Below are 18,747 nucleotides of genomic sequence, written 5' to 3' on the forward strand. Positions count from 1 at the left end.
CCTTATTTTTTCTAAAATGATATATTCTATTTTAAAGTTGTAAATCCTGCATAAAAAAGAAACACCTTGATTCGTATCAAGGTGTTGTAATAAGTTCAAAGCTCTCTGAAGCAGCCCCGAGTATAAAAGGACTAACCTCGCCAACGCTATAAAGTTGTAATTCATGCATAGCTCGCGTACAAGCAGTGTAAAACAATCTACGAACGCTCTCATCACTGTACACATCTTTAGAAGCATTATAAATAATAACAGCGTCAAATTCGATACCCTTCGCTAAGTAAGCCGGGATCACGACAATACCTTGCTCATACTCGGCGGAGTTACTTTTCACGAGTTTAATATTCTCGATATGATTAAGTGCTTCGTAGGCAGCGGCACTTTCAACTGCGGATTTACATATAATTGCGATTGTATTATGCTGTTGTTTTTGAAGTTCAGCAACTTTGGAAGAAATACAGTCGTGCAGTTCGATATCATTCGCTACTTTCGTTACTGTAGGCTTCTCACCGTCACGTTCAAATGCGTTAATGTTTTTTCCTTCCGGTACGAGAGCGCGTGTAAATTCAATAATCGGTTTTGTGGAACGATAGCTACGAGTTAAGTTGATGCCATTTGTTTCATCGGGTCCGTATAAGCTAGTAAGTGTATTGAAGTTCACTGTTTCACTCGCATGGGCAAATATCGCTTGGTTAAAGTCTCCGAGCACTGTCATTTTTGCGGCAGGGAAGAGACGTTTTAAAAACTCGAACTGAAACGGAGAATAGTCTTGCGCTTCGTCTACGAGTACGTGTTTAATCGATCTATTCGTTTGGAAGCCTTCAATTAGTTCTTTTAAAAGTAAAAATGGAGTCGCATCCTCGTAATATAATTTTCCTTCATCAAGCATGTTCACAGTTAATGAGCAAATGTCGTCCCATTCTTTCGGTTTTTCTCCAGTAACCCATGATGCATCTGTGAAGAGTTGTTTATATATGCCTGTAAAATTGATGAAACGTAATGTTTGAACGCCTTTACGTAACGGCTTCAATTTTTTACGGACAATCATACGTCCAAGTACTTTCGTTTCTTTCTCATAATCATTAAAGGAGTTATCTTCAAACTCGCCTTTTTTCTGTAAGTATTTATAAGCTTTTTGATATTCATCTTTACTAAGTAATTCAATTTCTTCTTCTACCCATGGCTTTTTCAGTTCTGTTTTTTCGATTGCGTCTATTTGTTTGTTTAGCCAATCTGTTAACTTCTCGATTCTATTATGGAAGCGGAGGGAGGAATCCGTATTATAAAATTGCTCTGTAATTTCTTTAGCAGAGGCAATCAATTTCCCTCTAAATTTCATTCCTCTAAATAGCATGCCTGAAGATTCAAGAGATTGTCTGTACGCTCTAATCATCTCGAAAAATTGAGTAGATGCTTTAAATCGAATGCTCGCATTTCTCGTTTTATAAGCAGGGCTATTCGTTTCAGTTAGCATATATTCTAGTTGTTCATAAGGATCTTCAACATCAAACGATTTACTTAGTCTATGGTTTAAATATTCTTGGAATGTGACTTGCTGCATATTTTCTTCGCCGAGTTCTGGCAGTACGTTAGATACGTAACTGTTGAACATAGAGTTAGGGGAGAAGAGAATAATTTGGTCCGCTTTTAGCCATTCGCGATATTTATATAGTAAATAGGCAATACGTTGCAGGGCAGCTGACGTTTTACCACTACCAGCAGCTCCTTGCACGATAAGGAGTCGGCCTTCATCGTGACGAATAATTTCATTTTGCTCGCGCTGAATCGTAGCGACGATACTTTGCATATGTTTATTCGTACCTTTTCCAAGCGCCTGTTGCAGAATTTCATCGCCAATTGTAAGGCTCGTATCGAACATAGAATCAATCTCGCCATTTTGAATAATGTACTGTAATTTTTTCTCCACATTACCGCGAACTACGCCTCCTGGTGTTTTGTATTCAGCTGGTCCTGGTGGATAGTCGTAATAAACGCTCGAAATAGGTGCGCGCCAGTCGTATATGAGGAAGTTTTCTCCGCTAGCATCGGTAAGCGTAGCGACGCCGATATAAATTTCCTCTGCGGCAGGTTCACCTTCTTCTGTAAAATCAATGCGTCCGAAGTAAGGGGCTTTATGCATACGTCTCAGTGCAGCGAGTCGATTGAAAGTGTGCTTATGTGTAATTTGTGTTACAGCAAGGGACTGAGCTTGTTGCCTTAAGTTGATAACTGTTTCAAGATAATCATCAAAAGTATCAGTATTCACTTTCACGTCATCCCAGAAATGTTTACGAATATGGATTACTTCTGCCCGGCGTCTGCCAGTTTCGTTTTCCAGTTTATCAATTTGCTGCGTAATCGTTTCGATTACGGTATCCAATCTTTTTTGCTCTAGATCAAGTTTTTTGTTCATACGGTAGCACTCCTTTAAAAGTGAAAAATAGAGGTTGACTGAAGATGTGTTTTGGTGTACAATTAAGATACGGATAAATACGTTCTTTGCGTTTTATAAAATGTGTTTCTGTACTAATTTAACATAGTTTTTTCATTTAATCAATGATAATAAGATAAACCTTGGTTCCATGCTACGTGGATCAAGGTTTTTTTGTTTTTGTAGAGGGAGTCACGCTTGTTGTCGTTTTTTGTCGGTAAGTCGATATATTTCGAAAATCGCTGATATAATTGAAGTTGCGGTCGATATATTTGAAAAATCGCTGATATAATTCATTCAGAGGACCAACTATATAATTTCATTTACCGAATCTGGATATAACTCCCGAGAGAAGAGGGTATACAAAAAAGCTCAGGCCTAAGCCCGAGCTTTTTATTTCATTATTTCTTTTCTTCTTTTTTCTCGTCAGCTTTTTTCTCTTCGAAAAGATCTTTCAAATCTTTATCGTCAACTTTTACGTCAGCTTTTTTGATTTCTTTCATCATAAGATCGTTCATGAATGCGCCATCTTGCATTTTCTTCGCAATTAGTTCTTTTTTGATGTCAGCTTTAGATTGTTCGAATGATTTTTCTGGCTCTTTAATGTCTGTAACTTTAATGATGTGGTAACCGAATTGTGTTTTTACAGGTTCGCTTACTTCATCTTTTTTCAGTTTATAAGCAGCATCTTCGAATTCTTTAACCATTTTACCATGTTCGAAGAATCCTAAGTCTCCGCCTTTTTCTTTTGAACCAGTATCTTCAGAGTATTGTTTCGCTAACTCTTCGAAAGATTTACCTTGTCCAAGTTCTTCTTTAACTTTCTTCGCAGTAGCTTCATCTTTTACAAGAATGTGGCTTGCTTTAATTTCAGGTTTGTAGTTTTCTTTTAGTTCTTTATCAGTGATTGTTTTTTCAATTGCTTTTTCTTGAGCTAATTGAGCACGTAACATATTTTTAAATGTTTCTTCTTTCATACCTTGTTGTTTTAACAGTGTATCGAATTGATCACCAACTTGTTTTTTCGTTTCATCGAGCTTTTTATCTACTTCTTTGTCGTCTACTTTGTAGTTTTTGATAAGTACTTTTTCCATAACCATACCTTGTAAGACTTGGCTACCAGCTTTTTGCTTCATTTCATTGTAGAAATCTTCTTTCGTAATATCACCAGCTTTAGAAGTAACAACTTTGTCTGATGATGATGTTCCACATGCTGATAATGCGATTACACTTGTTGCGGCTAAGGCAAGCATAGCTTTCTTCATTCAATAAACACTCCTACTATTATGTATTTTTAATTTATCCTACACCAATGAACTTAAGTTCATAAGAGCCCGATTAAGTCTCACTGATACTTTTGCTTTTTATATTGTTAAAGCGCGCTTAACAGGGCTTACCGAGGCTGAGGATAAAGTTTTGATGGATGTTATTTGTTCTATAGTATAAGCAATATGTACAAAGTTTAATATATCATATTTCGACTCGTTTTCATATTGATAAAGAAAAATTAACCATATCGTGTCAGATTTTGAAAGTGTGCCATATTGGGCGGATGCCGCATATACAGAATAGAGGAGGGGATGGGGATGAATTCTCAACTTATTTTATTACTTGTACTGTTTATTTTATTGGTTATAGTAGGTATAATTTGCTTATAGAGGAAAAAAGTGAGGAAGGGGCTTTCCTTCCTCACTTTCCATGAAATATAATTTCTATATAACTAGAAATTAATAAAATTGTTATACATACATTAATAACCCGAAAGACACCGGGCTGGCGGCTCGCAGCTATTTGTTTTCGTTCACACAGTGTATGTGTCATGAAATTCGTGTAAAATATAACAAGAAGTGCGAATGCGACAAAAACAACTGTTATAAGTGTCATGAGGCGAGACCTCCTTTTGGCTAAAATACATATACTTTATATATTGTATCATACGATATTTTGTTCGTGTTATAAAATTCAGAAATAGAAGACTTTGTGTTAGAAAGTGAGGGAGAAAATGGACGTTGTTAGAAGATTAGAACAAGCTGAATACTACGTAGACCTACTATTTAAAATGATTGATGAAGAAAAGTGTCCATTTTATTCTTTAATCATAAAGAAAAAAGCCCGTAAAAAAGATATTGAACGTATACTGAAACTTTGTGAAACATTGAACGAACAATATGTAGCGGAGAAAGCAGAAGGCCTTTTATTGTTCGATGCGCTGTTAGATCAATTTGAAAAAGCGCTTCCACATCAGCTCGAAGTAAACGAAACTGCGGAAGCGCTAGCAAAACAAGGTTTATTTAACCCACTTATGAATGAATTCTTACGCATGAGTGCGAAAAAATAAATAGATTATTTCTTAACTAACTTCTGATCGGATTCCGTAAAATTCTCCTCAATATCTTCTAATGATTTCTCAAAAATATCGATGAAGTCTTGTCCGTAAATATTGCGCAAGATAGCAATCAGCTCGATATTTTCTGGGAACTTCCCATAAAAATTACGAAGTGCAAGAGCCCCATTAAACACTGAATTACTTTCAGGGTCATACTCCTCCATTAAGCGAAGTAGTAATTCTTCCCCTTTATCTGTAATTTCAATGTACGTATTTCGTTTATCATCTTCTTTTTTCGAGAATACAAGATAGCCGCGTTCCTCAAGCTTTTTCGAGAAGTTAAACGCCGTTGATACGTGCATAACTCCAAACTTAGCAATCTCAGAAATAGAAGCCCCTTTTAAATGATAAGCGATTGTTAAAATATGATGCTCATTAATATTTAAATCGTAAGGTTTAATCCACATTTGCCAATCTTTCTCTACACATTTCCATAACGCTTTCGATAATTGAGCAATGCGTTGGCTGAAAATCATCGCTTCTTTTACCGAGTAATCTTTTTCTCCACTTTTCATTTACTCACCCACTTTAACATTCTTTTTCATTACTATCTATTATGCCAGTAAAATAAAAATTAATAAAGTCTTTTTGTGAGAATTGTGAAAATTTTTTAAAAAAATGACATTCTATACAAATCATGCATAACTATGGAAGCGGTTTATGAGTCGTGAGTACATGTGTTGTCCTTACATGTTAACGGCTAACATATATTGTAAATGCATAAAAACACGGCATATCTATGTGATATGCCGTGTTAAGGTCAATTTATATAAAAAATATTTGTTATATGCAAAAACTAAGCAGGAATTTGTTTACGCTTTTTCTGGAACAGCTTCTTGTAGTTTCTCAATTGACTTTTGAATGTCCAAAATTTCTTTTTCAATATGGCGCTTGTTTTGAGAAATATCTTGTTTCCAGTTAGAAAGCGTGTCTTGCATGTCGTCTTTTAATTCTTGAAACACTTCTTTACCTTCTGAAGCAGTTTCAACGATTTGACGCTTTAATAACTTTGTATCAGCTGTAATATCAGCTAAAGTCTTTTTAATATCATTTCCTTTTTCTTTTAACTTGCCGCGCATGGCTTTGCCAGAAGAAGGAGTAGAGAAAAGAACTGCTAATCCAGCAACTGCTCCGCCGCAAAGGACACCTGTAATAAAGGATTTAGCTTTTGACATAAAAAGAGACCTCCTTATTTTTCGTTCGTATTCATGATGTGAAATAGTATGCATATCTTTAAAACAAGAGAAAGAAAAGAGAACTTTTCCTTCTTGTAAGTGCGCTATGCACAGAAAAGTATACCCCGGTATATGGAGTGAAGAAACAAGCCTTGCAATATGTAATTACTTCGGGGAATTGGCTTGTTTTATGTATTACGTCTTCTTATAGTGTCACTATTTCACACTATTTGCAATTGTGTTTGCGATGTTTTGTAAATTTTCCATTGTATATTCATTTTGGTGTGATTTCCAAACGGCACCGAAACCATCGTTTTCACCGTAGCGTGGAATTAAATGAAGGTGGAAGTGGAACACAGTTTGTCCAGCTTTTTCACCGTTATTGTTAAGTAGGTTAAAGCCAACTGGATTAAACTCTGCTTTAATCGCATTTGCGATTTTTGGAACGACAGAAAAAATGTGTGATGCGATTTCTGGCGTTAACGCAAAAATGTCTTGTTTGTGAACTTTCGGAATAACAAGAGTATGTCCTTTTGTTACTTGACTAATATCTAAAAATGCAAGCAGATGTTCATCTTCGTATACTTTTGAGCAAGGGATTTGCCCGTCAATGATTTTACAAAAAATACAATTGTCTGCTGTATGATTCATTGATCTCATCCTTTCAAATATCCTTAGCCGTATTTTACCATAATTACATAAGAGAACAAACACGAAAAACAGGAAGCTGAGTCAGCTTCCTGTTTTCTGAAGAGGGATTGAAAAAGCATTATCGTAATTTACGTTTCGCAGACACCCCATTTATTTAAGAAATGCATGGTAAATCGGCTAAAGTTTCTGCCGTAGACACCCCATTTTCAAGTGAAATGAATTGCAATCTTTTTAAAATGAAATTGTTTATTTTTTAAAACAGTATATGCTCTTTCGGAGACACCCCGTTTCGAAAATGAAACAAATAATCTGGTTATGTGTAAATTTCATTGTCCAACATGGACACCCCATTTCATGATGACTTCACTATGTTGTTATACTCATCAATTGGTGGTTGCTTTTTCAATGTGTTCCTTCTTCACTAATTATGATGTCCGCTTTCGTAAAAATATATGCTAACAAATTTAAATTTTTTTTGAACACATCGATACTATGTAGTACAGCGCAATTTTTGGTAAGATGAATATAGAATGAATACTAATGAAGAAAGTGGTGTCGTATGAGCGAGTTATTGCGTGTAGAAAATGTTACAGGAGGATATACGAAACGACCTGTATTAAAAGACGTTTCGTTCTCTGTTAATAAAGGCGAACTTGTCGGCTTAATCGGTTTAAATGGGGCTGGTAAAAGTACGACGATTAAACATATTATCGGTTTAATGGAACCGAAAAAAGGAACTGTCACAATTAATGGGAAAACAATTCGTGATGATATGACAGCGTACCGTTCTAGCTTTTCATTCATTCCAGAAACACCGGTATTATATGATGAGCTAACGCTAGAAGAGCATTTGAAATTAACAGCGATGGCGTACGGTGTCGATGAAAAACAGTACGAAGAACGTGTAGGACAACTATTACAAGAATTTCGTATGAAAAATCGTTTAAAATGGTTTCCATCTCATTTCTCAAAAGGGATGAAACAAAAGGTAATGATTATGAGTGCATTTTTAGTGGAGCCATCTCTTTACATAGTAGACGAACCTTTCGTTGGACTGGATCCGTTAGCAATTCAATCTCTACTTCAAATGATGGATCAAATGAAAAAGAGCGGCGCAGGTATTTTAATGAGTACACATATTTTAGCGACGGCAGAACGTTATTGTGATTCGTTCATTATTTTACATCAAGGCGAAGTAAGAGCGATGGGAACATTATCTGAACTGCAATCACAGTTTAATATGCCAGGTGCAACGTTAGATGATATTTATATTGCCTTAACAAAGGAAGAAGATTATGAATAGTACAGCATTATGGAAAGAACGATTTCGTCACTTTCTAAAAGAAGTTCGTACATATAGTAAATACGTATTTAACGATCATTTGAAATTTATTTTCGTGTTTATCATTGGTGCGGGAGCGTATTATTACCAACAATGGTTACAAACGTTAACACCTTCGTTTCCAACTGCGCTCGTGATGGCAGTGTTAATTGGACTAGTTTTAACAGCTGGATCAATGCAAACGTTATTAAAAGAAGCAGACCTTGTTTACTTACTGCCAGTTGAAGAGAAGCTAAAGCCTTACTTCACAAAGGCCTTTCTCTTTACGTTTATGATTCAGTTATACATAATCGCAATCGTAGCAGCTGCGCTTGCCCCGTTATACTTCCAGCAAATGAAGCAAACAGGAGCGGCTTACATATGGATTGTAATCGCGTTTGTTATTGTGAAAGCTTGGAATTTATTTATAGCGTGGGAAAAGTCCTTTTTAACAGATCAAAATGTACAAAAGGCGGATTGGTTCATACGTTTTATCTTAAACGGTTTATTTGTATATTTCCTTGTAGAACGTACTTCAGTTCTTTTTATTGGCGGAATTATTCTATTCATGGTGTTATACCTTGCTATCATGCATCAAATGGTGAAAGGGAAGCCACTGAACTGGGAGTATTTAATTTCTGAAGAAGGTAAAAAGATGATGTTACTGTACCGCATTGCGAATATGTTCGTTGATGTACCAGCATTAAAAGAGAGAGTATCCCGCAAGAAATGGCTTGATTTCATTCTTTCGATAATCGGCGAAAAGCGTACATATTTATACTTATATACGAGAACATTTTTAAGATCAGGTAACTATTTTGGATTATATGTGCGTTTGCTCGCTCTTGGAGGAGTTATTCTTTACTTCATTCCATTTTTATATGGACGATTCATCGTGAGTTTTATCTTCCTATACTTAATCGGCTATCAGCTATTAACTTTATGGAAACATCACCGCATGAAAATTTGGCTTGATTTGTATCCAGTAAAGGTAGATGAAAAGAAGAAAGATTTTCTTACTTTATTAAACGCGATTCTAATCATCGGGAGCGTAATCTTTACAGTTATATTTGCACTAGCAACGAAAGATTTCATGATGACAGGAATTTTACTTATCGTAAGCATATTATTTAGTATCGGTTTCGTTTACCAATACGGGGCGAAGCGCATTGAGCGTTTAAATTGAAAGGAATGAACCTATGATTACATATGAAGAGAAGGTTATAAAAGAATTGGAGCAGTGGAAAGCTACATTCATGAAAGATTCTTCTATGATGACACGGTTCTCCAAAAAAGTGCAGACGAAAGTACAACAGCTCATTCCGGCGAAAGTACAAAAGGTGTTAACAGAGACGATTCGTATGATGGTGCAAACGATCAGCGCCGGATCAAACTTTATAAAGCCGAAATTAAAAGAGACGACATGGTCACTGCAAAGACGTGACGATGAAGTACGCAAAAAAATGGATGAGTACAAAAAAATAGCAGCGGCGGAAGGGGCTGGGACTGGAGCTGGTGGTATTCTCCTTGGCCTTGCTGACTTTCCGCTTTTACTCGGCATTAAAATTAAATTTTTATTCGATGCAGCAACGTTGTACGGATTTGATACGAGTAACAAAGAAGAGCGCCTTTTTATCCTTCACGTTTTCCAACTCGCCTTTTCAAGTGATGATCATCGAAAAGAAATATGGAAAGCCATCGAAACGTGGGATACAGAAGAAGAAAATCATATGGACTGGGAAAAGTTCCAAACAGAGTACCGAGACTATATCGATTTAGCAAAAATGCTTCAGCTCGTACCGATAATCGGTGCCCCGGTCGGCGCATATGCGAACTATCAATTACTGCAAAGACTTGGAGAAGTGACGATGAATTGTTATCGTATGCGATTGTTGAATAGGGATTAAAAAGAAGGCGTCCTACATGTGTAATGTAGGACGCCTTTTCTTAGAAGCCAAGTCCACTATAGCTAGCTCCAACTATAATTAATACGATAAAGAGTACAATGATGAATGGAAATCCGCTCTTACCAGCTTGTCCAGCTTCACCGCCGCCAGTTCCGCCGCTACCGCCTTTACCACCAAGTCCCATATGAACATCCTCCTTATTGTTATATATTGCTTTTACTTTATGTTTTTCTACATTTACCAATAACCCCCCTTCTAAAGTGCTAACTAACTTGAAAATCATTTCGTTTCATTTTATAATTTACTTACCGACCGGTAAGTAAAAACAAGTGAGGTACAGTATGACAAAGAATTTACAAACATCGCAGAACATTGTAGAGGCGTCATTTAAACTTATGGCAGAGCACGGTATTGAGAAAATGAGCCTTTCCATGATTGCGAAAGAGGTAGGTATTTCAAAACCGGCCATTTACTATCATTTTTCTTCTAAAGAAGCGTTAGTAGATTTTTTATTTGAAGAAATTTTTTCTGGGTATCATTTCTCTTCTTACTTCGATAAAGATCAATATACGAAAGAAAATTTTGCAAAAAAGTTAATTGCAGATGGTTTACATATGTTGTCTGAGTATGAAGGACAAGAAGGTATATTACGCGTCATAAATGAATTTATCGTAACTGCGGCGCGAAATGAAAAGTATCAGAAACGTTTATTTGAAATACAAGAAGAGTTTTTAAATGGCTTTCATGATTTATTAAAGCAAGGTGTAGAACTTGACGTTGTGTCACAACATGCAACAGAAGAGAATGCTCATACGTTAGCGCTCGTTATCGATAATATGAGCAACTACATGTTAATGGGATTCCAGTTAAAGTATAAAGAAATTTGGATTCGAAATGTGAAAAACGTCATAAAGGAGGAGTAAAAGTGAAAATGCAAAAAAACTGGTGGCTCGGTTTTCTTGGATTCATTGGAGTGTATAAAATTCCAGGTATGATAGAGGCTTTTCAGGCGGATGGAAGTTGGCTGAAGTTAATCGGTTTCATTTGGTTACTTTGGTTCGGATATTTTATTCCAGAGAAGAAAGATAATTAAATTTCAATTTTCTGTAAAGTTATGTAAAATATAGATTGAGAGTATTCATATATTAGATTACTAGATTTGGAGTGGTTACATGGATCCATTGAAAAATGAAATTCACCCTGACATGGTCAAGGTGTGGAAAACGCGTTCCTTAATTGAGTTAGGAATTAGTATTATCGTCATTTTGGCATATCTTTTCTTTATGATTAAGTTTAATTGGTGGGCTTGGATTTTTTATGTGCTCATCGGATTAACAATTGTATATACGCCGCTTGATTACTTTACATTCCCGAAATTGCGTCAACGTTACTATAGCTACCAACTAAATGAAGAAGAACTTGAAATTCAGCACGGTCTTTTCGTCGTAAAACGTGTATTAGTACCGATGATTCGTGTGCAGCACGTTACAATTGAACAAGGGCCAATTATGAGGAAATACGGATTAGCAGAATTACACATTTCAACAGCGGCGACTTCTCATAGTATCCCAGGTTTAACGATGTATGAGGCAGAAATGTTGAAAACGAAAATCGCAGAATTAGCGAAAGTGAGTGATGAGGATGTATAAGAGGCAGCATCCAATCACGATGTTATTAGAATTAAAAATAACAGATTTTATACCATTTATTATTTTTCTTTTTAGTTTAAAAGGAAAGTTTCCATTTTGGTATTTAGTTCCTATCGGTTTTGCGGTAATCACGATTGTTTCAGCTATCGTAGGCTGGTACTACAAAGTATATTGGGTCGAAAATAACGTATTACATATTAAAGAAGGGCTCTTTGTGAAGAAGGAGAGCTACTTAAATAAAGAACGTGTTCAAACGATTAATACAAGTTCAGGCATGCTGTACCAAGTGTTAGGACTAAAGAAAATTAAAATTGAAACAGCTGGCGGAGGAAATGAGCCGGAAGTTAGTTTAGCTGGTATTACGGTAGAAGAGGCAACAAAGCTTATTACAATGTTAAATGAGCCAACCTCGGTAGTAAAAGTAGAAGAAACATCAGAAGAAGTAGTACAAAAAGAAATTATTACAGAGGAAAAACAAACGACAGAGTACAAGTTAACGTGGAAAGAGATTTTAATAGCGTCTGTTACATCTGGTCAATTTGGATTATTATTCTCTTTAATATTTTTCGTTTATAACCAAGTGGACGAGTATATTCCGAAATGGATCAAAAATAGCGTAGAGTCTTATGTTATGGATCATGATATATATGGCTGGATTTACATGGTAGCTATTTTACTTGTCGTTTCTTGGATTATATCTACAATTGGATATGCGTTAAAACATGGGGATTTCACAGTCAATCGAAAAAATGATGAAGTCCGTATTTCGCAAGGATTACTGGAGAAAAAAGAACTCGTATTAAAGTTACACCGCATTCAAGGTATTACGATAAAAGAAGGTATATTACGCCAACCATTCGGTTATTGTGCTGTGCAAGTAGAAGTCATTCAAAGTGAAGGAAAAGAAGAAAAAGTTACGCTACATCCTATCATTCGAAAAGATCGCGTGCAACAGTTACTCACGCATTTACAATTACCATATGAACTGAATACAAATATTATTTCATTACCAAAAGCAGCATTGCGGCGCTATCTCATTGATAGTTTCATCTTCTTCGCCATGCTAGCAATTCCGCTGACAGGAATCAGCATATACTTTGAAAAGTATTACATCATGTGGGCATTATTACCGCTCGCGATCCTCATCTTTACACTTGGATACGCAACATTTAAAACAAATGGTTACGGTGTAAACGGAGAACAAATTACATTTGTGTATCGTAGTATTGGAAAATATACAGGACTTGTAAGAAGAAGACACGTCCAATCAATGGAGAAGACACAATCATATTTCCAGCGCCGCGTAGACTTATGTACGTATAAGTTTTCTAGTGCATCATCGAATTATAAATTAGAGCATACGAGAGTAGAAGATGCAGAGAGAATGCAGGATTGGTATAAGAAGAGAATAAGTGAGGATTAGTTTAAAAAGGCTTGCCTAGTATGATAGGCAGGCTTTTTTATAGAGAAATGAGTAGTTTACAATTGAACTAAGTTTTCTTTAGTCCAATCCATATATGAGTACTACAGCGCACATAAATGAATATGTATCAGGGAAAAGAAAGTATACTTCTATTTCAGGGAAATTCGTGAAATATTTGATATAAATGGTATACTAATGTAGAAATAATATTAGGAGGCTATGTATGATAAGTCAGTTGAAAAGAGAAGCACTTGATGCATTAAAAGGAAAATGGGGATTAGCGGTAGGAGCAACCTTATTAATTGGAATTCTTATTGGAGCTGTGGAATTTCTAACCACAGGTATTTTCTCAATGTTTTGGGGTTGGGAAGAAGCAAGTGATTCGCTTACAGTAACTATTATTGCAATGCTTATTATCGGTCCGTTAACAACGGGTGCTTATTACCTAGTTTTAAATGTAATTCGTGGAACTAATGCTAGTATTGGTCATGTATTTAGATGGTTTAGCGATGGAAGTAAGTTTATGAAGGCATTTTTAACATATTTACTAATGTATGTATACGTAATTCTATGGACATTACTTCTTATTATTCCGGGTATTATTAAATCATTTTCTTATTCTATGACGTATTTTATTTTGAATGATCATCCAGAATACACAGCGAATCAAGCAATTACCGAAAGTCGCCATATGATGAACGGACATAAAATGGATTACTTTTTACTATGCTTAAGTTTCCTTGGCTGGTTCATCTTAAGTATTCTTACTATAGGAATCGGTTTCTTATGGTTAGCACCTTACTTCTATTCGACATCGGCAGCGTTTTATGAAGAGATTTCAAAAGAATATTACAAAAAAGAAGGTACTACTTTCTAATAAAGTTCAACTAATAATCAGTGGGGGGTTCTTTATCCCCACTGATTATTAGTTGAACTAATCGGGTGTTTACGGGCAGTTGATTCCTCACCTAACTTCTTTGCTTTCGCTAAATTTTGAGGTGGGGGTCTTACTGCCCGCAAATAGCGGGATAAAACATCTAAACCGAATATAGGGAGCAGATGGTTTAGGTGTTTTGATATGTGTTCTGTTTTCGGAATTCACTTCAGGATAAGGTATAGGTTTTTATATAGAAATTCTTCCCTCTATGTTTTATCATAGAGGGTTATTTTTTTATGTGAAAATGATAGAAAATAGTGAATAATATATATGAAAGGAAAAAAGTGAGGTGAATGAGAGTGAGCAAATTTTTAATTCCGTATTCATTTTCTATATTAAGTTTCTTTATTTCAGCAACGGCACTTGATTTATATGATAGGATGGGAAAAAATAATGAGATGATTTCGCCGAACATACTTGGAAAGATAATTCAATCTATTTCGCAAATGGGAGTCCTTACATTGTATTTCGGAGTACCTATTATTTTAGGTGGATGTCTTCTTGGTGAGATATTGTTTAGAGGTATCATTTTACGATTTAAATTGAGCTATATTATATCTGTATTATTATATTTACTCTTAGCTTTTAGTATTGTTTTCATAACGGTAGGGATTCCAAATACATATGAAGATTCCAATATTTTTTTCATGGGGATAACTATGATTTGTGCTGTTACATTCTTTGTGGGTCGGGATATATGGGAGAAAAAACAAGTTAGTAATGGAGTGGGAACATGAAATACACTTGTCTTTGTTGTGGGTATAAGGTGAAACTTTAATCAGTGGGGATTTTGTTCATTCCCCACTGATTATTAGCCCTCACCAATCGGGCATTTATGGACAGTTGACCTCCCGCCTAACCCCTTTGTTCTAGCTGAATTTTGAGGTGGGAGTTTTACTGGCCGGCAAATAGCGGGGTAGAACAATAGAAGAAGAACCCCCAGGTCCAGAAAAACCGGAAACAACAGATCCAGAGAAGCCTGGAACACCAAATCCAGAAAAACCTGAAAAAGAATTACCGAAGACAGGACAGAAAATGCCTGTGGAACCATATATGGGAGCATTTCTTGTAATGATGAGTTTTGGATTACTCGTATTAGGTAGAAAACAGCAGAGATAATAAAAGTGAAAAGGTATCCTTCAAGTATTTGAGGATACCTTTTTTATTTTATTTGGCATAAAAAAAGCATCTAGCAAAAGTACTAGATGCAAATAAAAATACAAGGGAAGATAAATGTCCTCACGTTTTCATAGTGTTTTGTTGAAAAAAGGGCTATCTATTTAATTAATTTTAACGCGTAAGGAAAGAAGTTTCTTTCCTTACATGTTTGAAGGGGGATAGTCCAACGGTAGGTAGGGAAAATAATGTAAAAAAAAACTATTGTATGTTTAAAAACGTTATGTTACATTTGTGTTACAGATAAGTTACAAAACGTAACTTTTGTTACGTTTTGTTTTCTTATGTTTTCGATAGATTACGAGTTGTAGTTCGTATTTCCAATCAACTGAGAATATTTAAAGTTGAAGAAATAACAAACTATAAACTAAAAATAGTTTTTCTATGTGTATGAGAGTGTGTAGTAAAGATTTTGAGTGGGAGCTTTATCCGCATTATTAAAATTCTTTTCGGTCTTAAAAGAAGAAGACTACCAACTATTTAGGAGTTTTAAGTAATGATAGTAAATGAAATGTACTTCCTTTCCCGCACACAATGTAGTACATATTTTACTGTTAGTCTAAGTACTACACAGACTTTTATACATATGATGTTATTGTTTTAGGAGTATATAGGGGGAGAGAAAATGAGAAAGTTATTAACGGTAATTGGACTTACATTTTTAATGTTGGCTGGATGTAGTAATGGGAACTTTGAAAAAGCAATGGATGAGGGAAAGACTGCACTAACGAATAAAGAATATAAAACAGCCTTATCGTCATTTGAACGAGCGCTAGATGAGAAAAAAGATGATTCAGATGTAAAAGTACTTGTAGAACAAACGAAAGCAATGATTGAAGCAGTGAAGTTAAAAGAGGAAACAAAGGTAGAAGAGTCAATCAAGTCATTTGAAAAAGTAGAGAGCGTGAAGAATGGAAGTAATACGCTGTTAAAACAAGCGAAGGAAGAACGAACAGCATTACTAGCCATCTTAGAACAAAAAAAGAAATATAGCGAGCAACTGACGAAAAGTGAAGAGTTCATAAGTAAGAAAAATTATGCAGAAGCGAAAGAGATATTAGATAAGCTAGTTTCCGAAACGAAAGGTAACAAGAACTTTGAAGAATATAATAAAAAAGCTGTAGGATTAGTTACTAAAATTGGTGAAGAGGAAAAAACTGCAAAGAGTGAAACAGCAGCACCGAAGGCACAAAAAACAGATGCAGGAACGAGTCAAAAAGTGGAGCCTGAAAAGAATCAAAAGGTAGCAACAGAAAAGAACCAAAAAGTAGAGGCAGAAAAGAATCAAAAGGTAGCAACAGAAAAGAACCAAAAAACAGATCCAGAGAAGAATCAAGAGGTAGAGACAGGAAAGAATCAAGATGCATTTACTTTTGAGAAAGCTAAAGAATATATTAAAAATGAATATAAAGAAGAATATGATTACACGTTAGAGAATACGCAAGTAGAAAATGGAAAGAAATATTATCAAATAAGAGTGCGTACGACATATAAAATAGAAGGTGCAGCTGGATCAGGATTTACTGGTGTATTCAAAGTATTCGAAGATGGTACAATTGTTGAAGTGCACTAGATTGATGAAAAGAATATGATACAAAACAGTAATCTGTCAAAAATAGAGATAATAAAAAGGTATCCTTCAAGTACGAGGATACCTTTTTACATTTTAAATCGTTCTTTATGACTAATCTTTAATTATTAATCCGAGTAATGTTGCAAACTGAATAGCTTGATATGATGATACTTTACATCCTCTTAGATTGTTCACTGAAACGGTAAGTGTATCAAAATTAGAAGAACTAATATCTATTCCCTTCAGTGATGTTTGATCAAAATTTGCTTCGTCAAGGCTACATGAATTGAATTCAACTTTTTTTAGTTTACAGTCAAAAAAATCTGCATTATTTAATGAAGTTGCATTAAATATGATCTTTTCTAGTTTAGAATTTCCAAGTGAAGCTAAATTCAAAATTGAATTTTCAAATGTAACATTTCCTAAGCTAGATTCTGTAAAATTAACGCCAATTAATTTACTGTTTTTAAATTCGACTCTGTGAACAGAAGAGTTGCTTAAATTAACATTTGATAAATCGCAGTTCTCAAAACAAACATCTGTAATATCAATACTGCTAAAGTCTGTATTGGTAAACTTACAATTTTTTATCACTGCATTATATAAACGCACTCTATCTACAGATTCATTTTCAAAAGTGGAATCGATGATTTCACACATTTCTAATGTTGAATCTTCTTCATAAAAAATATCGTGAAAATTCTTTAAAGATAACTCTGGCGAAATTTTTGGTCTATCAATTTTCATATTATATCCTTCTTTCATTGAATTAGTTAGCTAGAAAAAATGGTATGTTCTATACATAGTTAGTACGCAGCGAGCAAGCGCCGTGTTGAAATTTCATCTCTTATTTTAAATGATTTTTTATGACTATACTTCGATTAACTTTAGCAATAAAAGCATACTCATGTATTCTCTAAAAATTAACGGTTCATTTCACGTTGTAGTATTTCAAAAAACAACGATACATGATAGCCATCTACTGTTGCATGATGAACTTTAATATTCACTGGCATTAGCAACTGTGAACCAACTTTTTCGTACTTTCCACTAGTAATCATTGGTGTTACATTATTTTTGATAGCTCCTTGATGAGATGAAAAATGTTCAAAATGCATCCAAGGAATGGATGAAAGATTCACCACGTTGGGCGGAACAACTCCCATTGGTGCGATATCTGTTGTGTTTGCATAGTTTTTTATAAGCCTTTTGTACTCACGATCAACTGATCTATAATCTGTTAATTCTTCCAACCATAAACTATAAAATAGCCCTGTTTCTTGATTAAAGTTCGTAAATGTCGGCACTAATTCTTGCCATTCTACTAATTGCTTATTTATGTGGGCATACTTCAAATTCGGAATCTTGTTAACCGATTTAGTTACATTAAAAATAGAGAAAAATAATGTAACAATTAAAAATTGCATTGAAGTGGAATTATTAGATGAGTTTTTTAGTACGGATTCTTACAGTTGCCAAATGCAATTGCTTATAGAGAATGAATGAAAACGAACTTTAGAGTATACTCAGAAATAATATAAACTAGAAAATGAAGCTGGATTATGTAAGTACAATTGTTGAAAAGGTATCCTCACATACTTTGAGGATGCTTTTTTAGTATAAAAAAAGGCATCTAGCAAAAGTACTAGATGCAAATAAAAAACACAAGGGAAGACAAAATTCTTCCCTTTTCCCGTATGTAATTATATCAAAAAATTTATAAAAAACTAGCTTTATTTTTTATATAATTGATGTGTGAAGCCGTGAAAGGAAAAGATTACACTATTTTCGTAGTTTTTTGTTAAAAAAAGGAGCTGTATATATGATTAATTTTAAACCAGAAAATTTAAATCAATTATTAAAAGTGACGCTCATAAGTGCGAATAAGTCTTATGATGCGATTAAAGATTATGAGTTTACAAAAGAAGCAGTAGTATTCCGTATAGACTTCAAATATATTGGCGTTTCTCTTATGATTGTAGATATGCTAGGAAGATCGGCGGCGAGATTTAACATTTTGCCATTTGCTAAACCAGATACGAATGAGATAGATTACATCCAGTTTCAAGTGTATTCGATTAATGAAGGGAATTTTAAAGAAATGCTTGATACGATGTAAAA

21 protein-coding genes and 2 pseudogenes are annotated in these 18,747 nt (G+C 34.8%); 14 read left to right on the plus strand and 9 right to left on the minus strand.

The features are described 5' to 3' along the window. Nucleotides 1-76: 76 nt before the first annotated feature. The 3 genes from helD to BTOYO_RS18605 all read right to left on the minus strand — a co-directional run bounded on the left by helD (nucleotide 77) and on the right by BTOYO_RS18605 (nucleotide 4,312). A complete protein-coding gene (gene helD, locus BTOYO_RS18595) occupies nucleotides 77-2,410 on the minus strand; it encodes an RNA polymerase recycling motor HelD (protein WP_001035450.1) in 2,334 nt (777 codons plus the stop codon). Between the two features lie 419 nt (nucleotides 2,411-2,829). After that, nucleotides 2,830-3,693, minus strand: a complete 864-nt coding sequence (prsA, locus tag BTOYO_RS18600) for a peptidylprolyl isomerase PrsA (protein ID WP_000710079.1) — start codon at nucleotides 3,691-3,693, stop codon at nucleotides 2,830-2,832. A 424-nt stretch (nucleotides 3,694-4,117) separates the two neighbouring features. Continuing rightward, nucleotides 4,118-4,312 (minus strand): hypothetical protein, encoded by a 195-nt coding sequence (locus BTOYO_RS18605; RefSeq protein ID WP_000172690.1) that lies wholly within the window; start codon nucleotides 4,310-4,312, stop codon nucleotides 4,118-4,120. Between the two features lie 118 nt (nucleotides 4,313-4,430). On the opposite strand from BTOYO_RS18605, the gene BTOYO_RS18610 reads away from it, so the two are divergent. Next, nucleotides 4,431-4,766 carry a DUF1878 family protein gene (locus tag BTOYO_RS18610; protein ID WP_000383648.1) on the plus strand — a complete coding sequence of 112 codons (336 nt, stop codon included), beginning with the start codon at nucleotides 4,431-4,433 and terminating at the stop codon, nucleotides 4,764-4,766. 5 nt (nucleotides 4,767-4,771) lie between these two features. On the opposite strand, the gene BTOYO_RS18615 is transcribed toward BTOYO_RS18610, so the two are convergent. From BTOYO_RS18615 to BTOYO_RS18625, 3 genes are all read right to left on the minus strand, one after another. After that, nucleotides 4,772-5,329, minus strand: a complete 558-nt coding sequence (locus tag BTOYO_RS18615) for an HTH-type transcriptional regulator Hpr (RefSeq protein ID WP_000834919.1) — start codon at nucleotides 5,327-5,329, stop codon at nucleotides 4,772-4,774. A gap of 297 nt (nucleotides 5,330-5,626) precedes the next feature. Beyond that, on the minus strand, nucleotides 5,627-5,989 hold the full coding sequence (locus tag BTOYO_RS18620) for a YtxH domain-containing protein (RefSeq protein WP_000030306.1): 363 nt from the start codon (nucleotides 5,987-5,989) through the stop codon (nucleotides 5,627-5,629). A 216-nt stretch (nucleotides 5,990-6,205) separates the two neighbouring features. Beyond that, entirely contained in the window at nucleotides 6,206-6,640 is a 435-nt protein-coding gene (locus tag BTOYO_RS18625) for an HIT family protein (protein WP_023441176.1), read from the minus strand. A gap of 559 nt (nucleotides 6,641-7,199) precedes the next feature. Here BTOYO_RS18625 and ecsA point away from each other — a divergent pair. The 3 genes from ecsA to ecsC are packed head-to-tail and all read left to right on the plus strand — an operon-like array spanning nucleotide 7,200 to nucleotide 9,868. Then, a complete protein-coding gene (gene ecsA / locus BTOYO_RS18630) occupies nucleotides 7,200-7,943 on the plus strand; it encodes an ABC transporter ATP-binding protein EcsA (RefSeq protein ID WP_001292604.1) in 744 nt (247 codons plus the stop codon). After that, nucleotides 7,936-9,147: an ABC transporter permease gene (locus tag BTOYO_RS18635; RefSeq protein ID WP_001089110.1), complete on the plus strand. Its 1,212-nt coding sequence runs from the start codon at nucleotides 7,936-7,938 to the stop codon at nucleotides 9,145-9,147. Before ecsA ends, BTOYO_RS18635 begins: the two co-directional genes overlap by 8 nt. Before the next feature lie 13 nt (nucleotides 9,148-9,160). Continuing rightward, nucleotides 9,161-9,868 (plus strand): ecs operon protein EcsC, encoded by a 708-nt coding sequence (gene ecsC, locus BTOYO_RS18640; RefSeq protein WP_000634139.1) that lies wholly within the window; start codon nucleotides 9,161-9,163, stop codon nucleotides 9,866-9,868. Nucleotides 9,869-9,908: 40 nt separating this feature from the next. Here ecsC and BTOYO_RS18645 read toward each other — a convergent pair whose 3' ends face one another. Then, nucleotides 9,909-10,052 carry a YjcZ family sporulation protein gene (locus BTOYO_RS18645; RefSeq protein WP_079519487.1) on the minus strand — a complete coding sequence of 48 codons (144 nt, stop codon included), beginning with the start codon at nucleotides 10,050-10,052 and terminating at the stop codon, nucleotides 9,909-9,911. Nucleotides 10,053-10,209: 157 nt separating this feature from the next. Here BTOYO_RS18645 and BTOYO_RS18650 point away from each other — a divergent pair, with 157 nt between their 5' ends. The 8 genes and pseudogenes from BTOYO_RS18650 to BTOYO_RS18680 all read left to right on the plus strand — a co-directional run bounded on the left by BTOYO_RS18650 (nucleotide 10,210) and on the right by BTOYO_RS18680 (nucleotide 16,626). Next, on the plus strand, nucleotides 10,210-10,791 hold the full coding sequence (locus BTOYO_RS18650) for a TetR/AcrR family transcriptional regulator (RefSeq protein ID WP_000164841.1): 582 nt from the start codon (nucleotides 10,210-10,212) through the stop codon (nucleotides 10,789-10,791). Between the two features lie 2 nt (nucleotides 10,792-10,793). Beyond that, nucleotides 10,794-10,961 (plus strand): hypothetical protein, encoded by a 168-nt coding sequence (locus tag BTOYO_RS27770; RefSeq protein WP_000783814.1) that lies wholly within the window; start codon nucleotides 10,794-10,796, stop codon nucleotides 10,959-10,961. 79 nt (nucleotides 10,962-11,040) lie between these two features. Beyond that, a complete protein-coding gene (locus tag BTOYO_RS18660) occupies nucleotides 11,041-11,517 on the plus strand; it encodes a PH domain-containing protein (RefSeq protein ID WP_000371350.1) in 477 nt (158 codons plus the stop codon). Then, the gene (locus BTOYO_RS18665) at nucleotides 11,510-12,940 is read left to right on the plus strand and encodes a PH domain-containing protein (RefSeq protein ID WP_000278182.1); all 1,431 of its coding nucleotides are present in this window, start codon (nucleotides 11,510-11,512) and stop codon (nucleotides 12,938-12,940) included. Before BTOYO_RS18660 ends, BTOYO_RS18665 begins: the two co-directional genes overlap by 8 nt. 223 nt (nucleotides 12,941-13,163) lie before the next feature. Beyond that, nucleotides 13,164-13,817 carry a DUF975 family protein gene (locus BTOYO_RS18670; protein ID WP_000625391.1) on the plus strand — a complete coding sequence of 218 codons (654 nt, stop codon included), beginning with the start codon at nucleotides 13,164-13,166 and terminating at the stop codon, nucleotides 13,815-13,817. 353 nt (nucleotides 13,818-14,170) lie between these two features. Next, complete coding sequence (locus BTOYO_RS18675) at nucleotides 14,171-14,614, plus strand: hypothetical protein (RefSeq protein WP_002038107.1); 444 nt, start codon at nucleotides 14,171-14,173, stop codon at nucleotides 14,612-14,614. 202 nt (nucleotides 14,615-14,816) lie between these two features. After that, a pseudogene (locus BTOYO_RS28340) lies at nucleotides 14,817-14,996 on the plus strand (LPXTG cell wall anchor domain-containing protein); the annotation flags it as partial. Nucleotides 14,997-15,678: 682 nt separating this feature from the next. After that, nucleotides 15,679-16,626, plus strand: a complete 948-nt coding sequence (locus BTOYO_RS18680) for a hypothetical protein (RefSeq protein WP_001228812.1) — start codon at nucleotides 15,679-15,681, stop codon at nucleotides 16,624-16,626. A 111-nt stretch (nucleotides 16,627-16,737) separates the two neighbouring features. Here BTOYO_RS18680 and BTOYO_RS18685 read toward each other — a convergent pair whose 3' ends face one another. Further along, a complete protein-coding gene (locus tag BTOYO_RS18685; protein ID WP_000687253.1) occupies nucleotides 16,738-17,373 on the minus strand; it encodes a pentapeptide repeat-containing protein in 636 nt (211 codons plus the stop codon). Nucleotides 17,374-17,549: 176 nt separating this feature from the next. Beyond that, the gene (locus BTOYO_RS18690; RefSeq protein WP_000872488.1) at nucleotides 17,550-17,981 is read right to left on the minus strand and encodes a CatA-like O-acetyltransferase; all 432 of its coding nucleotides are present in this window, start codon (nucleotides 17,979-17,981) and stop codon (nucleotides 17,550-17,552) included. Between the two features lie 37 nt (nucleotides 17,982-18,018). Between BTOYO_RS18690 and BTOYO_RS27440 the strand changes: the two are divergent. Together BTOYO_RS27440 and BTOYO_RS18695 are read left to right on the plus strand one after the other, a co-directional pair. Next, nucleotides 18,019-18,132, plus strand: a pseudogene (locus tag BTOYO_RS27440) (MerR family transcriptional regulator); the annotation flags it as partial. A 316-nt stretch (nucleotides 18,133-18,448) separates the two neighbouring features. After that, entirely contained in the window at nucleotides 18,449-18,745 is a 297-nt protein-coding gene (locus tag BTOYO_RS18695; RefSeq protein WP_000606832.1) for a hypothetical protein, read from the plus strand. The last annotated feature ends 2 nt before the right edge of the window (nucleotides 18,746-18,747 follow it).

The organism is Bacillus toyonensis BCT-7112 (assembly GCF_000496285.1).
Taxonomy (GTDB): Bacteria; Bacillota; Bacilli; order Bacillales; family Bacillaceae_G; genus Bacillus_A; species Bacillus_A toyonensis.

Coding starts and splice junctions, on each gene's coding strand:
- BTOYO_RS18620 (WP_000030306.1), bottom strand. CDS start 5,989: ATGTCAAAAGCTAAATCCTTTATTACAGGTGTCCTTTGCGGCGGAGCA.
- BTOYO_RS18695 (WP_000606832.1), top strand. CDS start 18,449: ATGATTAATTTTAAACCAGAAAATTTAAATCAATTATTAAAAGTGACG.
- BTOYO_RS18660 (WP_000371350.1), top strand. CDS start 11,041: ATGGATCCATTGAAAAATGAAATTCACCCTGACATGGTCAAGGTGTGG.
- BTOYO_RS18685 (WP_000687253.1), bottom strand. CDS start 17,373: ATGAAAATTGATAGACCAAAAATTTCGCCAGAGTTATCTTTAAAGAAT.
- BTOYO_RS18670 (WP_000625391.1), top strand. CDS start 13,164: ATGATAAGTCAGTTGAAAAGAGAAGCACTTGATGCATTAAAAGGAAAA.
- BTOYO_RS18645 (WP_079519487.1), bottom strand. CDS start 10,052: ATGGGACTTGGTGGTAAAGGCGGTAGCGGCGGAACTGGCGGCGGTGAA.
- BTOYO_RS18650 (WP_000164841.1), top strand. CDS start 10,210: ATGACAAAGAATTTACAAACATCGCAGAACATTGTAGAGGCGTCATTT.
- BTOYO_RS18615 (WP_000834919.1), bottom strand. CDS start 5,329: ATGAAAAGTGGAGAAAAAGATTACTCGGTAAAAGAAGCGATGATTTTC.
- helD (WP_001035450.1), bottom strand. CDS start 2,410: ATGAACAAAAAACTTGATCTAGAGCAAAAAAGATTGGATACCGTAATC.
- BTOYO_RS18625 (WP_023441176.1), bottom strand. CDS start 6,640: ATGAATCATACAGCAGACAATTGTATTTTTTGTAAAATCATTGACGGG.
- BTOYO_RS18675 (WP_002038107.1), top strand. CDS start 14,171: ATGAGAGTGAGCAAATTTTTAATTCCGTATTCATTTTCTATATTAAGT.
- BTOYO_RS18610 (WP_000383648.1), top strand. CDS start 4,431: ATGGACGTTGTTAGAAGATTAGAACAAGCTGAATACTACGTAGACCTA.
- prsA (WP_000710079.1), bottom strand. CDS start 3,693: ATGAAGAAAGCTATGCTTGCCTTAGCCGCAACAAGTGTAATCGCATTA.
- BTOYO_RS18635 (WP_001089110.1), top strand. CDS start 7,936: ATGAATAGTACAGCATTATGGAAAGAACGATTTCGTCACTTTCTAAAA.
- ecsC (WP_000634139.1), top strand. CDS start 9,161: ATGATTACATATGAAGAGAAGGTTATAAAAGAATTGGAGCAGTGGAAA.
- ecsA (WP_001292604.1), top strand. CDS start 7,200: ATGAGCGAGTTATTGCGTGTAGAAAATGTTACAGGAGGATATACGAAA.
- BTOYO_RS18605 (WP_000172690.1), bottom strand. CDS start 4,312: ATGACACTTATAACAGTTGTTTTTGTCGCATTCGCACTTCTTGTTATA.
- BTOYO_RS18680 (WP_001228812.1), top strand. CDS start 15,679: ATGAGAAAGTTATTAACGGTAATTGGACTTACATTTTTAATGTTGGCT.
- BTOYO_RS18665 (WP_000278182.1), top strand. CDS start 11,510: ATGTATAAGAGGCAGCATCCAATCACGATGTTATTAGAATTAAAAATA.